Origin of the sequence: Brucella haematophila, from assembly GCF_005938105.1 — a bacterium.
Taxonomy (GTDB): domain Bacteria; phylum Pseudomonadota; class Alphaproteobacteria; order Rhizobiales; family Rhizobiaceae; genus Brucella; species Brucella haematophila.
The window spans coordinates 71,753-84,687 of record NZ_VCPE01000008.1 but is presented as its reverse complement, the minus strand read 5'-3'; the positions used below and the strand labels follow the sequence as shown (position 1 = coordinate 84,687).

The following is a 12,935-nucleotide window of genomic DNA, read 5'->3' as shown; positions in this document are numbered from 1 at the left end:
TCTACAAGAGCGGAGGCGGATCATGGAAAGGCCTCCAGAATTGCCTGCTCGTCGCTGCCGTAGGCGCTGCGCTGGGTACGACAGCGTTGGTTCCGATGCACGCGCAGGCACAGCAAACCCCGGCGGCAACAACCACAACGGAAACGCCCGCAACTTCGCAGCCATCGCAAGGCACCGGCAAGCCGAATATCCTTGTGATATTCGGGGATGATATCGGTATCACCAATATCAGTGCCTATTCTGACGGGTTGCTGGGGTATCGGACGCCGAATATCGACCGTATTGCCAAAGAAGGCTTGAGGTTCACCGATTATTACGCGGAAAACTCGTGCACGGCGGGACGTTCGACATTCATCACCGGGCAGGTGTGCCTGCGCACAGGGCTTTGCAAAGTCGGTATTCCCGGTGCAACAGTCGGCCTTCAACCGCGCGATATCACCATCGCACAGGCTCTTAAGCCGCTTGGCTATGCAACTGGCCAGTTCGGCAAGAACCATCTCGGCGATCGCGACGAGTACCTGCCCACCAATCATGGCTTCGATGAATTCTTCGGCAATCTTTATCATCTTGATGCGGAAGAGGAACCCGAGCGGCCCTACTACCCCAAAGAAGACACTGAGTGGGTAAAGGCAAATGCGCCGCGTGGTGTGCTCAGAACCTTCGCTGACGGAAAAATCGAGGATACAGGCCCTTTGAACCGCAAGCGCATGGAAACGGTCGATGATGAAACGACCGATGCTGCTTTGGATTTCATGGAGCGAAAGGTTAAGGAAGGCAAGCCATTCTTCACATGGATGAATACAACGCGAATGCACGCCTTCACCCATGTTCGGGATTCCATGAAGGGGCAGAGCGGTATGCCCGGCAATGAATATGCCGATGGCATGGTCGAACACGATGGCGATGTGGGTAAGCTGCTCAAAAAGCTGGATGACCTTGGCGTCGCCGATAACACCATCGTCGTTTACACGACAGATAATGGCCCCAACCAGTTTTCGTGGCCCGATGCGGCAACCACGCCTTTCCGGTCCGAAAAAGATACCAACTGGGAAGGCGCTTTCCGCGTACCCGCGCTCGTGCGGTGGCCGGGCCATATCAAACCGGGCGAAGTAACCAACCAGATCATGTCAGGCCTTGATTGGTTCCCGACGCTTCTGGCTGCAGCAGGTGATCAAAACATCAAGGATGAGCTTCTCAAGGGCAAGACTATTAACGGCAACCAGTTCAAGGTCCATCTTGATGGATTCAATCAGCTCCCGTTCCTCACGGGACAGGAGCCTAAGTCGGCCCGTAGCGAGTTCTTCTACTTTAATGACGACGGCAATCTGGTTGCAATACGCTATGACAACTGGAAGCTTGTCTTCTGCGAACAGCGCGCGCCCGGAGGTCTGCAAGTCTGGGCGAATCCGTTCACATGCCTGCGTGTTCCAAAGGTATTCAACCTCAGGATGGATCCATTTGAACGCGCCGATATTGTTTCGGATCAGTATTACGACTTCCTGTTCAAGAATGGCTATCTGGCAGCCTATGGGGTCTCCAAAGTTGCGCCGTTCCTGCAGACGTTCAGGGATTTTCCACCGAGCCAACGCCCTGCGAGCTTCAGCGTCGACCAGATGATTGAGAGTTTGATGGCGTCCCTCAACAATACGGGAGGCAAGTAAATCTCTTGCCTGACGCTCCGATTGCGAGCGCCAGGCGACTGCTAATCAGGGGGCTCCCATGACGACGGTGGGACTCCCTGATTATTTAATATCTGCGGCGTGATCATTCACGCGTTTTCGAGGTGTTTCTCCAATATGGAAAACTATTCCAACTCTCGCCGCCGCGACCATCTGAACCTTCCTTGATAAATTCTATATAAATTATAGGTTTTTCGCGAATGCGAGAGACCATGACCAAAAATACGTTAGAAATATCAACGGATGTGCTTGTTGTTGGAGGAGGGCCAGCAGGTTGCTGGGCCGCCTGGAATGCCGCTGCCAACGGTGCGAGTGTCGTACTTGTCGAAAAGGGATATGTTGGCACGAGCGGTGCCACCGCTGCCGGTAACACCACGACGATCTACACACGTCGCGGTACTGCCGAACGGAGCGCGACGGTCACACAGAGGGTGCGGTTGGGACAGGGTTTTGCCGAGCAGGAACGCATCGAACGCGTGCTCGACCGGACTTACGAGAACCTCGATCTCCTCGCCCAATGGGGCTACGACTTCCCAACTTACGAAGATGGAACACCCTATCGTGGCATGCTGCGGGGACCCGACTATCTGCGGTTCATGCGGCAGAAGCTCATCAAGGCCGGTGTCCAGATAATTGACCATTGCCCGATTGAAGAATTGCTCGTGTCCGATGGGGCGGTTGCGGGTGCCATCGCGCGATATCGTAGATCAGGCGAAACGCTGCATATCCGTTCCGGAGCAGTTGTAATTGCCACAGGTGGCTGTGCGTTCAGAAGCGGCGCGCTTGGCACCAACAACCTCACCGGCGACGGTTACCTTATGGCTGCCGAGGCGGGCGCTGTTCTTTCCGGCATGGAGTTTTCAGCACAGTTTGGCATTTCTCCCGCCTATTCGAGTGTTACGAAAGGCGTGGTCTATTTCTGGGGCAGTTTCAGCGACGAGCAGGGCAATGAACTTTCAGCGGCAGGGGACCGTCAAAGCGTTGTCGCGCGGGAACTGATCAGGGGGCCAGTCTATGCCGTTCTCGACAAGGCGCCACCCCGCCTTCAGGAGGGCTTTCGCCGGGGCCAGCCAAACATTTTTGTTCCATTCGACCGTATGGGGATCGACCCATTCACACAACGTTTTCCCATCACCCTTCGCCATGAAGGGACAGTGCGCGGTACTGGCGGCCTCAAGATTGATGATCGCACAACGACGACGATTCCCGGCCTGTTTGCTGCCGGTGATGCTGCCTCGCGTCTGGGCATGTCTGGGGCTTCGAGTGGCGGAGGCGGACCGAACTCCAGCTGGGCGATGGCGACAGGCTCCTGGGCTGGCGAGGACGCAGCCAAGTTTGTGCAATTGCTTGGCACAAAATGGCGTGACCGTGAGGTGCGTTCCGCTAATGCCCAATTGAGCGAACGGGCCAATCAGGCAACCGGCGATGTCGATGCGGTCTTGAACGATGTCAAACGACAGGTTCTTCCGCTGGATGGCGGGTTCTTCAGGAACCATGATCGTCTGGTCGCCATATCCGACAGGTTAGCTACATTTTGGCAGGACGAGAGCTGGCGATTGCAACGCACAACCAAAGTGCGTGAGGTCGAAGCACTTATCGCAACCGCTCGATGGGCGACCCATAGCGCGCTGTTACGCAAGGAAAGCCGCGGCTTGCAGCGACGTACGGATTTTCCCGAAACCAATCCCGCCATGGCTAAGCCGATTGACTCCGGTGGTGTCGACAACATCTGGGCTTCGTTCCAGACCGAAGATCGAGTGAGTGCAGCATCATGATAGAGATCGTTAGTGAAGACCGTTGCATCAAGTGCGATCTTTGTGTTGAGGCCTGTCCAGACGATGTGTTCGAGGCAGTACCCGATAGCGCTCCCATCATCGTGCGGCAATCGGACTGCCAAACCTGCTTCTTATGTGAGCTTTTTTGTCCGACAGACGCGCTCTATGTGTCGCCTCTTTCCGAGGCAATTGAAGGCGCGATAGAGAGCGAACTCATCGCACGAGGCGTGATGGGCAGCTTCCGTCGTGAGATGGGATGGAAAAATGCCAAGCCACGCGGAACGGCTGGCGACTGGAGTTACCGGATCTTCGAGACCGGCAAAATCATACCCTGACTGGAGAAATCTATGAGACGTTTTCTATCAACAATGCTGCTGGCTGTCGGCGTTCTAACAGCTGCGGCAGCGCCATCACATGCCGAGGATACGCCCGCGACTATTCGCTTTGGCGATGTGGGCTTTGGGTTCGGGACGCCATTCGGCGTTGGACTTCAGGCCATTGCTGATGCGAAGGGCTTCATCGCCGATGAATTCAAAGGCACTCCCACCAAGATCGAGTTCACTTACTTCACGGGAACCGGACCGGCCATCAACGAAGCGCTGTCCAACGGTCAGCTTGACTTCGCGTCCTATGGCGCTGTTCCGAATATCATCGGTAAAGCCAATGGTCTCGATACGGTCATCCTCGCGTCCTATGGTGGTACAACGATCTTTGGCGCGTCCAGACCTGATCTCGACATCAAATCCATTGCTGACCTGAAGGGCAAGAAAGTTGCCATCCAGAAGGCAACCATCATTCATTGGGCATTGATTACGGCTCTCAACAATGCTGGTTTGTCAGAAAAAGATATCACCATCGTCGATCTGAAAAATGCGGACCAGCTTGCGGCTATTGCAGCAAAGAGCGTCGATGCCGTATTCGGGGCAGACTTCCTGCTTCCACTTGAGGACAAAGGTCTGGCCAAGATCTTTTACAAATCCTCCAATGCTGGAGCGACTGGCGACGGCTTCGGTGCATTCCTCGTCACCGACAAGTTCCGCAAAACTTACCCGGAAGCAACGCAGAAAGTCGTGACGGGTTTTGTCAAAGCCGCGCAATGGCTGTCGGATGACAAAAATCGGGAAGAGGCATTCAATATCTGGTCGCGGGCAGGGTCGCCAATCGCGGTCATTCGCAAGTCCAATGAAGGCGGCGAGCTTGGTAAGAAGTACAATCCGCGTCTCGATGGTTTCTTTGCGGCGCGTTATCGCAGCGGCATCGACTTCGACAAGCAGCAGAAGCTCATTAGGCATGATATCGATCTCGATACATGGGTCGATAGAAACTACGTGGAGAATGCCATCAAGACATTGAACCTTCAGTCGTTGTGGCCTGATCGTTCCGCGACGGGTGAACTTCTGAACTGATCGGAGAAGGCTGATGGCGACGTTCGAAGCTGGAGCCGACTTTAGCGTCTCCCGGAGAATGAAAGTCGAGCGACTGGCGAAACTGCAGTCTCGCATCGCAAGCTCAGTTCTGGCCTTGACCGGGCCGGTTTGCCTGCTTGTTCTCTGGTGGATCGCGTCGGCCAATAGCTGGATATCGCCGCAAGTACTTCCACGGCCGGATTTGGTCTTCAAGACGTTTCTGGATCTTCTGAAGGACGGTGACATATTCTCTGCCGCCGTCGTCAGCTTCCAACGCATCGCCGAGGGCTTTCTGATCGGATCATCCCTCGGCTTTGCGTTCGGTCTCCTGATTGGGAAATCTAAAATCGCAGAGGCCTATCTGGGGCCAAGCTTCAGAGCGCTTGCTGCTGTACCTTCTCTTGGGTGGTTGCCCATTCTCATCCTGCTATTCGGCATCGAAGAAAGCGTGAAAATCATCGTTCTTTCCAAAGCCTGTTTTGTACCCATGGCTATCAGTACTGCGGAAGGAGCCCGAAACATTCCCAAGGGGTTTAACGAGGTCGCCGACATCCTAGGCCTCCGTGCACGGACCCGGTTTTTCAAGTTGACGATTCCGGCCATGGCTCCCTATATCGCAAGCGGGGTTCGGCTTTCGCTCAGTCAGGCATTTGTTTCCCTAATCGTTGTGGAAATGCTCGCGGGTACTGACGGGCTTGGTTATATGATGGTCTGGGGGCGCACCCTCTTCCAGCTCGATATCGTTATCGTTGGCATGATCGTTGTAGGTGTTGTCGGTTTTGTACTTGATCTTCTCCTGAAGCGGGCGGAAGCGCTCATGCGGAAGGGTAGTCATGTCTAAAGCTGAACGGTCCTCCTTGCGGCTTCCTCGCGGTGCAGTGGTGCCGCTTGCGGCGGTTGCCGTCTGGTGGGGTAGCGTGTCTGCGGGACTTATCACTGGTCCCATGGCTATTCATCCGTTGCAAGTGCTGGAGGCGCCTTTCCTTGATCCTTCAGGACGCGAACTATGGGCGGCGCTTTTAACAAGTATCGTTCGCGTTGTGATCGGTGGTAGCATCGGCGGCATTGCCGGACTCGTACTTGGTTACGTGGTTGGAAGTTACCGCTGGGCCGGTTTAGCGTTTGCTCCGTCCATTCATGCCGTACGTCAGGTGGCACTCTTTGCCTGGATACCGCTGCTGACAGCGTGGTTTGGTAATGGTGAGGGCACCAAACTGGTGTTTACGGCTCTCTCGACATTTTTCCCGCTCTTTCTGGCGACTGAGCAGGGGGTGAGGCAGGTCCCGTTCTCGTTGATCGAAGTGGCCGACACTTTGAATTTGCGGCGCTGGACCAGCATCCGCCGACTTTACCTGCCATCAGCGCTCCCCAGCATCTATGTCGGCTTGCAGATCGCTGCTCTGTCGGCCTGGATTGGAACTGTTGGCGCGGAATATGCCATTGGAAACGGTCGTGGATTGGGTAGCTACATCGCCAGCGCACGCGACCAGTTTCGCATGGACATTGTGATTGTCGGTGTCTTCACCCTTGCGGCGGGTGGCGTCTTGCTTGCATCCATCATTCGCCGCGTCACATCGATCATATCGCCTTGGAGCTTAGAGAATTGATGAATGCCCTTTCAATCGAACATGTCAGCAAGTCCTTTGTTCTCGATGGTACTCCTCGACCCGTATTGAAGGATATCAACTTTCAGGTCGGGCACAACGAGATCATATCCATTGTCGGCGCGTCCGGCTGTGGAAAATCCACACTGCTGCGGTTGATCATTGGGCTCGACGGTGACTACCGTGGGTCAATTACGCGTGGTGATACAGACGAAACATCGCCGGCAAAAATCGGTATGGTCTTTCAGGATCATCGCTTGTACCCGTGGCTGACTGTTGAGGGCAATGTCGAGCTGGCTTTCGACAAGTCTGATCTTTCGCCAGCATCCACGCGGGAGAGAGTACGGCATTATCTCGCACTTGTTGGGCTCAGTGACTATGCGAAGGCTTATCCAAAGCAGCTTTCAGGTGGGATGGCTCAACGCGCGGCGATAGCCAGAGCGCTGGCGCAGGAACCCGACATTTTGCTTATGGATGAACCTTTCGGGGCGCTGGATTCAATCCTGCGGATGCGTCTTCAAGATGAACTTTTGTCTATCTGGGAGAGGAACAAGGTCTCCATCATTATCGTCACGCATGATGTGGAAGAAGCACTTTATCTCGCTGACCGGGTTTTGATCATGGAGCCCAATCCCGGTCGAGTGCGTGATGTGTTCGATGTCGGACTACCGCGCCCACGCGACCGCAGCGCGCCCTTGTTGGGTGATCTGAAAAAGCGCTGTCTTGCCATGCTGGTTTGAACCGCCACAGACCTTATAAACCACGATCTCCCAGGCTGCCTGAACGCCGCTCTGCACTGTTCCGAATATGAACGGAATCGCTTGACTCGCTCAAAACGATCATTAATGTTCACATTTGGGAGCAGGACATGAGCGAAGCAAGAACACGTTTTCCGCAGGAACGTCACCGGCAGATGATGGACGTCATCGCCGACGCGAAGCGTATTGGCACCTCGGATCTGGCTGGCATCATGGGTGTGTCGCTTCCGACATTGCGCCGTGACCTGATCACGCTGGAACAGGCGGGGTTGATCCTGAGAATTCACGGTGGTGTCGTTGCCCGCGGTGCGGGTGAGGGCGTTGCCGAGCCCATGTTTCTGGAAAAGCTGCGCATAAGCCAAAGTGCCAAGGCGCGAATTGGTGAAGCGGCGGCTGCATATGTTGCCAATAACTCGACCGTTATTCTTGATTCCGGCACGACAGCGCTTTCTATCGCGCGCGCCCTTGCGGGTAGGGCAATCACACTCGTGACAATGGACCTCAAGATTGCTGAAGCGGCGGCAGTAGGCGCAACGGAAGTGCATATCATCGGCGGTCGGGTCAGAAATGACTATTATTCGCTTATTGGTGCGTGGGCTACCGAAACGCTGCGCCATATCCGCGCCGATTGTTTCTTTCTGTCCGCCGATTGCGTCGATCTGGAAGGCGTCTCTACCTCAACCATTGAGGAAGCAGAAGTGAAGCGCGCAGCAATCGCCATTGCGCAAAAGACGATACTTGTGGCCGAACAGCGTAAACTTGGATGCCGCAGCTTTGCGCCAGTTTGTGGGCTGCAGGATTTGAGCGGCTTTATCACCGATAGCGGCTTCGAAGGTTCTTTGCAGCCTTATCGCGACCAACTGCCTTTTCTGGAAACCGTTTAACGGGCACCTCGGGGGAGGAACTGAAATGCTAATCGCCAAACACGTTTTCGCCCGCTAGGCGGGCCAAGGCAACCAGCGCAGGGGAGAGCGCCGATGGATGCAAGACAGGATACGACAGGCAATTATCTGAAGGGGCTGGCCGTTCTGGCTATCGCTATCTTTGGAGTGTTGAGCCTGCTCGCGCCAGGCTTTCTAACGGCTGCAAACCTCAATTCAATGGGATTTCAGTTTCCAGAATTCGGATTGCTTTCATTGGCTGTCCTGCCGACGATGGTGTCTGGTGGCATAGACCTTTCTGTCGTGGCCACAGCTAACCTAGCCGCCATCGTGGCTGCGGTGATGATGAGGGCAGGGCCAGAACTCGCCATCCTTGCCATTCCGGTGGCGCTGCTGATCGGTGTTGCCTGCGGGTTGCTCAACGGCTTTCTGATTGCCTATCTGCGCCTGCCGCCAATTCTGGCCACGCTCGGCACGATGCAGCTGTTCTCCGGAATTGGTATCGTGATAACCGGGGGGCCGGCAATTACCGGTCTTCCGCAGTGGTACACAGCCTTCGGCAACTGGTCGCTGGGCGGCGTGGTGCCTCTGCCACTCGTCCTGTTTGTAGCCACAGCGCTTCTGTTGGGTTTTCTGCTCAAGCGAACGCCGGTCGGCATCCACCTGCGGCTGTTTGGTGCCAATCCTGTCGCGTCTCACTTTGCGGGTACGCGCGAAAAGGGTCTGTTGCTTCGCATCTACGCCATTGCCGGGCTTATCGCATCGATTGCCGGACTTGTGGTTCTGGCGCGGGTGAATTCCGCCAATGCCGACTATGGTAGCTCCTATCTGCTTCTCGTCATTCTGATCAATATTCTGGCAGGCGTTTCGCCAGCCGGCGGCTTTGGCACCGTGACCGGTGTGACGCTAGCCGTCATCTGTCTCCAGCTCATATCGAGCGGGCTGAACTTTCTGTCGTTCAGTGCGTTCTCACGCGATCTGTTCTTTGGTGGCCTGCTTGTGGTCGTCATGTCGGCGCGCGTTCTGGCAGGCCGACTTGGCCTTGCGCCCATTTTCCAAAGAAAGGCCCGAACAGCATGAAAAATCGACTACGTTCAACGCTCGAAGCATTGATGCTGACGCCTGGTCTGTCGGGTCATGAGGATCGTGTGCGGCGCCTCATCGCTGGCGATCTGGCTGATCTGCCGCTCGAATTTGTCACCGATCGTCTGGGTAATTTGATTGCAACAATGAAGGGGGATGAAAACGCACCCTCCGTGATGCTGTTTGCGCATACGGATCAGCTGGGCTTTATCGCGCGCAAGATCGAGGATAATGGCCTGATCCGCATCGAGCGGTTGGGCGGTATTCCGGAAAAGGCGTTGCCTGCACAGGCGGTGCTATTTTGTGTCGGCGAAGGGCGCGACGTTCACGGCGTTATTGCGAATAAGAGCCATCATGCCACGCCTGCCGAAGAAAAATACAAGGTTACGCCCTATGCCGAACTTTTCATCGATGTCGGCGCGGAAAGCGCTGTGGATGTAAAGGCGCTCGGCATCGAGATCGGCACGCCAGTGGTCTACGCTCCGCGCGTCATCCATCTCAACGAAAATCGCGTTATCGGAACGTCGGTCGATGACCGGGCCGGTTGTGCCGTCGTGATGGAAGTTGCCCGTCAGCTCGCGAAAGGTGGACCACGACCTACCGTCCATTTTGTCTTCGCGGTTCTGGAAGAGTTCAACCTGCGTGGTGCCATGGTCGCAGCGCAGGCCATCAAACCGGATATCGCCATTCAGCTCGATATCGGGCTCAATGCTGATACGCCGGATATGGCTCATCGCGGTGAAATTCAGTTGGGCGGCGGTCCGGCCATCAGCCTCTATTCCTTCCATGGACGCGGCACGCTCAATGGAACGATCCCCCATCCGGCACTGCCGAAACTATTCTCCGACACCGCTGCCAACGAAGCTATCCCGCTGCAACGCACGGCCCATACAGGCGCATTGACGGATTCGTCTTATGTGCAGCTCGTCAATGAGGGCGTTGCCTGTATCGATGTGTGTTTCCCGTGCCGTTATACCCATACGGCGCTTGAAATGTGCGATCTGCGTGATCTTGAAAACCTAACCGCGCTTCTGGTCGCGGCTATTGGCAGGATCGACAAGGACTTCAGCCTCGACAGGGATCTTTACACCTGATGCGCTATTATCTGGGCATCGACATTGGCACATTTGAATCGAAGGGCGTCCTTTCCGATGAGGAAGGAAGGATTGTCGCTTCTGCCGCACGTCCGCATCGCATGCTGGTTCCACAGCCGGGTTGGGCGGAACATGATGCCGAACAAAACTGGTGGGGTGAATTCTGTTCGATCAGTCGTGAGTTGATCGAAAAAAGCTCAGTGGCGGCAAGCGATATTCGCGCAGTCGCGGCCAGCGGCATTGGCCCATGTATGCTGCCAGTCGATGAAAACGGCGCTCCGCTCATGAATGCCGTTCTTTATGGTGTTGACACGCGTGCGGCTGCTGAGATCGAAGAACTGACCACTGAAATCGGGCTTGAACGCCTCATGCAGGAAGGCGGCAATGCGCTGACCTCACAGTCGGTCGGCCCGAAAATCCTTTGGTTGAAAAAGAACCATCCTGATATTTTTGACCGCACACACAAGTTTCTCAATTCCTCCTCCTTCCTCGTTCACAGGCTGACGGGCAACTATACGATTGATCACTATTCGGCGGCTGGGTTCTCGCCGCTTTATGATGTTGCGCGGCAGGACTGGACTGACGATTTTGCCGAACGCATCGTTTCACGTGAGCGGCTACCCAATCTCCTTTGGACAACCGATATCGCGGGAACAGTGACGCCGCAGGCGTCAGCCGCGACCGGGCTCGCTGTTGGAACGCCTGTGATCGCCGGGACCATCGATGCCGCCGCCGAGGCTGTCAGCGTTGGCGTGCAGAAGTCCGGCGAGATGATGGTCATGTATGGTTCGACCATGTTCATCATTCTGGTCACTGATCAACGCATCGCTGATACGCGGCTGTGGTATGCGCCTTGGCTTTTCCGTGGAGAACATGCCTGCATGTCCGGAACGTCGACCAGCGGAACGCTGACGCGGTGGTTTCAGGAGCAGTTCGCTCGCGAGTTACCCGCCGCCAGCGCCTTGCAATCCCTGGCGGAAGAAGCTGCATCGTCACCGCCCGGTGCAAAAGGGCTTTTTGTCGTTCCCTATTTTTCAGGTGAGAGAACACCTGTCCATGATCCGTCAGCACGAGGCATGATTTTCGGCCTTGATCTCACTCATAAGCGCGCTGACATTTATCGTGCGCTTCTTGAAGGCGTCGCTTATGGCGTCAACGACATTTTCAATACCTATCACGAAGCAAATGCTCCGCTGGAGCGCATTGCTGCTGTGGGCGGCGGTACCAGAAATGCCGTCTGGTCGCAGGCCATTTCAGACGTCAGCGAAAAGCTTCAGCTTGTAAGAAGCAAGACTATCGGTGCGGCCTACGGAAATTGCTTTCTGGGTGCGCTTGCGGTGGGCGATGTGGCGAAAGCCGATATTGAACAATGGAACCCGGTGGAGAGGCGCATTGAGCCTGATGCGGGGACAAAGCGCGTCTACCAGCAGGGTTTCGATACCTTCAAGACGCTCTACGAGCGGACTGCCGATCTGATGCGGATCGCATCGTCTTGAAGATAGCCCGGTCGCGGTCATGCGACCGTGCAGGAATTGGTGAAAGCCGCAGAAGCTTCGCCAGAATACAGCCTGACTGATTGCCGGGGAGGCAAGCAGGGGTGAACCAACGGAGGGAATAACAATGAATATCAGCTTGAGGAAAATGGCAGCCGGTCTTGCTGTCAGCGCAGCTATTGTTGCTGGTGGTGCATTCTATGCGAACGCGCAGGATGCAAAACACACTATCGTCACTGTCGTCAAACTTTCCGGCATTGCCTGGTTCAACCGTATGGAAACCGGCGTGAAAGAATATGCGAAGGAAAGTGGAAACAACGCCACCCAGATCGGACCCGCTTCGGCTGACGCAGCCTTGCAGGTACAGCTGATAGAAGACCTGATTGCCAAGAAGGTGGATGCGATCACTGTGGTGCCGAATTCCCCGGAAGCCCTGGAACCTGTATTAGGCAAGGCGCTACAGGCCGGGATCAAGGTGATCGGCCACGAAGCATCAAGCATGAAGAATGTCACCTATGACGTCGAAGCTTTCGACAATGGCGCCTATGGCGAACATCTGATGAAGGCACTGGCCGAAGCGATGGGCGAAGAGGGCGAATATGCGGTGTTCGTTGGCCATCTGACGGCAAAAACCCACAATGAATGGGTTGATGCAGCCATTGCCTATCAGAAAGAGCATTATCCGAAGATGAAGCTCGCGACCGACAAGATCGAGAGCAACGAGCAGCAGCAGACGGCCTATGCCAAAACCAAGGAACTGTTGAGGACCTATCCGAATCTCAAGGGCATTCAGGGCTCCGCAGGTGAAGATGTCGCCGGTGCGGCGCTCGCAGTCGAGGAAGCGGGTCTTGAGGGCAAGGTCAAGATTGTCGGCACCAGCCTTGTTTCGGTTTCAGGCCCATATCTTGAAAGCGGCACGATCAACATGATCTCGTTCTGGGACCCGGCCAAGGCTGGTATCGCCATGAACAAGCTCGCCGCAATGGCCATTGACGGCAAAGCTGTAACCGATGGCATGGACCTTGGTGTCGAAGGCTACAACAAGGTTCAGCTCAAGGACAAGGTTGTCTATGGCCAGGCTTGGGTCGATGTGACCAAGGAAAATATGGGCAATTACGACTTCTGATCCATGGATAATGGGCCGCCGGGACAACCGGCGGTC

Annotated in this window: 12 protein-coding genes; all 12 read left to right on the top strand. The window is 55.5% G+C overall.

What is annotated here, in order from left to right; all coding sequences use genetic code 11:
- Nucleotides 1-95: 95 nt before the first annotated feature.
- Entirely contained in the window at nt 96-1,661 is a 1,566-nt protein-coding gene (locus FGI60_RS13330) for an arylsulfatase (protein ID WP_138785703.1), read from the top strand.
- A gap of 230 nt (nt 1,662-1,891) precedes the next feature.
- Complete coding sequence (locus tag FGI60_RS13325; RefSeq protein ID WP_138785607.1) at nt 1,892-3,454, top strand: FAD-dependent oxidoreductase; 1,563 nt, start codon at nt 1,892-1,894, stop codon at nt 3,452-3,454.
- Complete coding sequence (locus FGI60_RS13320; RefSeq protein WP_138785606.1) at nt 3,451-3,789, top strand: 4Fe-4S dicluster domain-containing protein; 339 nt, start codon at nt 3,451-3,453, stop codon at nt 3,787-3,789. Before FGI60_RS13325 ends, FGI60_RS13320 begins: the two co-directional genes overlap by 4 nt.
- Nucleotides 3,790-3,801: 12 nt before the next feature.
- A complete protein-coding gene (locus FGI60_RS13315; protein WP_138785605.1) occupies nt 3,802-4,860 on the top strand; it encodes an ABC transporter substrate-binding protein in 1,059 nt (352 codons plus the stop codon).
- 13 nt (nt 4,861-4,873) lie between these two features.
- The gene (locus FGI60_RS13310; RefSeq protein ID WP_138785604.1) at nt 4,874-5,701 is read left to right on the top strand and encodes an ABC transporter permease; all 828 of its coding nucleotides are present in this window, start codon (nt 4,874-4,876) and stop codon (nt 5,699-5,701) included.
- The gene (locus tag FGI60_RS13305; RefSeq protein WP_235889808.1) at nt 5,694-6,467 is read left to right on the top strand and encodes an ABC transporter permease; all 774 of its coding nucleotides are present in this window, start codon (nt 5,694-5,696) and stop codon (nt 6,465-6,467) included. The genes FGI60_RS13310 and FGI60_RS13305 overlap by 8 nt, the downstream gene beginning before the upstream one ends.
- Nucleotides 6,467-7,204 carry an ABC transporter ATP-binding protein gene (locus FGI60_RS13300; protein ID WP_138785603.1) on the top strand — a complete coding sequence of 246 codons (738 nt, stop codon included), beginning with the start codon at nt 6,467-6,469 and terminating at the stop codon, nt 7,202-7,204. The genes FGI60_RS13305 and FGI60_RS13300 overlap by 1 nt, the downstream gene beginning before the upstream one ends.
- Nucleotides 7,205-7,332: 128 nt before the next feature.
- On the top strand, nt 7,333-8,106 hold the full coding sequence (locus FGI60_RS13295) for a DeoR/GlpR family DNA-binding transcription regulator (protein WP_138785602.1): 774 nt from the start codon (nt 7,333-7,335) through the stop codon (nt 8,104-8,106).
- A gap of 93 nt (nt 8,107-8,199) precedes the next feature.
- The gene (locus FGI60_RS13290; RefSeq protein WP_138785601.1) at nt 8,200-9,183 is read left to right on the top strand and encodes an ABC transporter permease; all 984 of its coding nucleotides are present in this window, start codon (nt 8,200-8,202) and stop codon (nt 9,181-9,183) included.
- A complete protein-coding gene (locus FGI60_RS13285; protein ID WP_138785600.1) occupies nt 9,180-10,280 on the top strand; it encodes a M42 family metallopeptidase in 1,101 nt (366 codons plus the stop codon). The genes FGI60_RS13290 and FGI60_RS13285 overlap by 4 nt, the downstream gene beginning before the upstream one ends.
- Nucleotides 10,280-11,776 carry an FGGY-family carbohydrate kinase gene (locus FGI60_RS13280; RefSeq protein WP_138785599.1) on the top strand — a complete coding sequence of 499 codons (1,497 nt, stop codon included), beginning with the start codon at nt 10,280-10,282 and terminating at the stop codon, nt 11,774-11,776. The genes FGI60_RS13285 and FGI60_RS13280 overlap by 1 nt, the downstream gene beginning before the upstream one ends.
- A gap of 124 nt (nt 11,777-11,900) precedes the next feature.
- Nucleotides 11,901-12,899, top strand: coding sequence for an autoinducer 2 ABC transporter substrate-binding protein (locus FGI60_RS13275; RefSeq protein WP_209445980.1), 999 nt, complete (start codon nt 11,901-11,903; stop codon nt 12,897-12,899).
- Nucleotides 12,900-12,935 lie beyond the last annotated feature (36 nt).

Coding starts and splice junctions, on each gene's coding strand:
- FGI60_RS13330 (WP_138785703.1), top strand. CDS start 96: ATGCACGCGCAGGCACAGCAAACCCCGGCGGCAACAACCACAACGGAA.
- FGI60_RS13325 (WP_138785607.1), top strand. CDS start 1,892: ATGACCAAAAATACGTTAGAAATATCAACGGATGTGCTTGTTGTTGGA.
- FGI60_RS13320 (WP_138785606.1), top strand. CDS start 3,451: ATGATAGAGATCGTTAGTGAAGACCGTTGCATCAAGTGCGATCTTTGT.
- FGI60_RS13315 (WP_138785605.1), top strand. CDS start 3,802: ATGAGACGTTTTCTATCAACAATGCTGCTGGCTGTCGGCGTTCTAACA.
- FGI60_RS13310 (WP_138785604.1), top strand. CDS start 4,874: ATGGCGACGTTCGAAGCTGGAGCCGACTTTAGCGTCTCCCGGAGAATG.
- FGI60_RS13305 (WP_235889808.1), top strand. CDS start 5,694: ATGTCTAAAGCTGAACGGTCCTCCTTGCGGCTTCCTCGCGGTGCAGTG.
- FGI60_RS13300 (WP_138785603.1), top strand. CDS start 6,467: ATGAATGCCCTTTCAATCGAACATGTCAGCAAGTCCTTTGTTCTCGAT.
- FGI60_RS13295 (WP_138785602.1), top strand. CDS start 7,333: ATGAGCGAAGCAAGAACACGTTTTCCGCAGGAACGTCACCGGCAGATG.
- FGI60_RS13290 (WP_138785601.1), top strand. CDS start 8,200: ATGGATGCAAGACAGGATACGACAGGCAATTATCTGAAGGGGCTGGCC.
- FGI60_RS13285 (WP_138785600.1), top strand. CDS start 9,180: ATGAAAAATCGACTACGTTCAACGCTCGAAGCATTGATGCTGACGCCT.
- FGI60_RS13280 (WP_138785599.1), top strand. CDS start 10,280: ATGCGCTATTATCTGGGCATCGACATTGGCACATTTGAATCGAAGGGC.
- FGI60_RS13275 (WP_209445980.1), top strand. CDS start 11,901: ATGAATATCAGCTTGAGGAAAATGGCAGCCGGTCTTGCTGTCAGCGCA.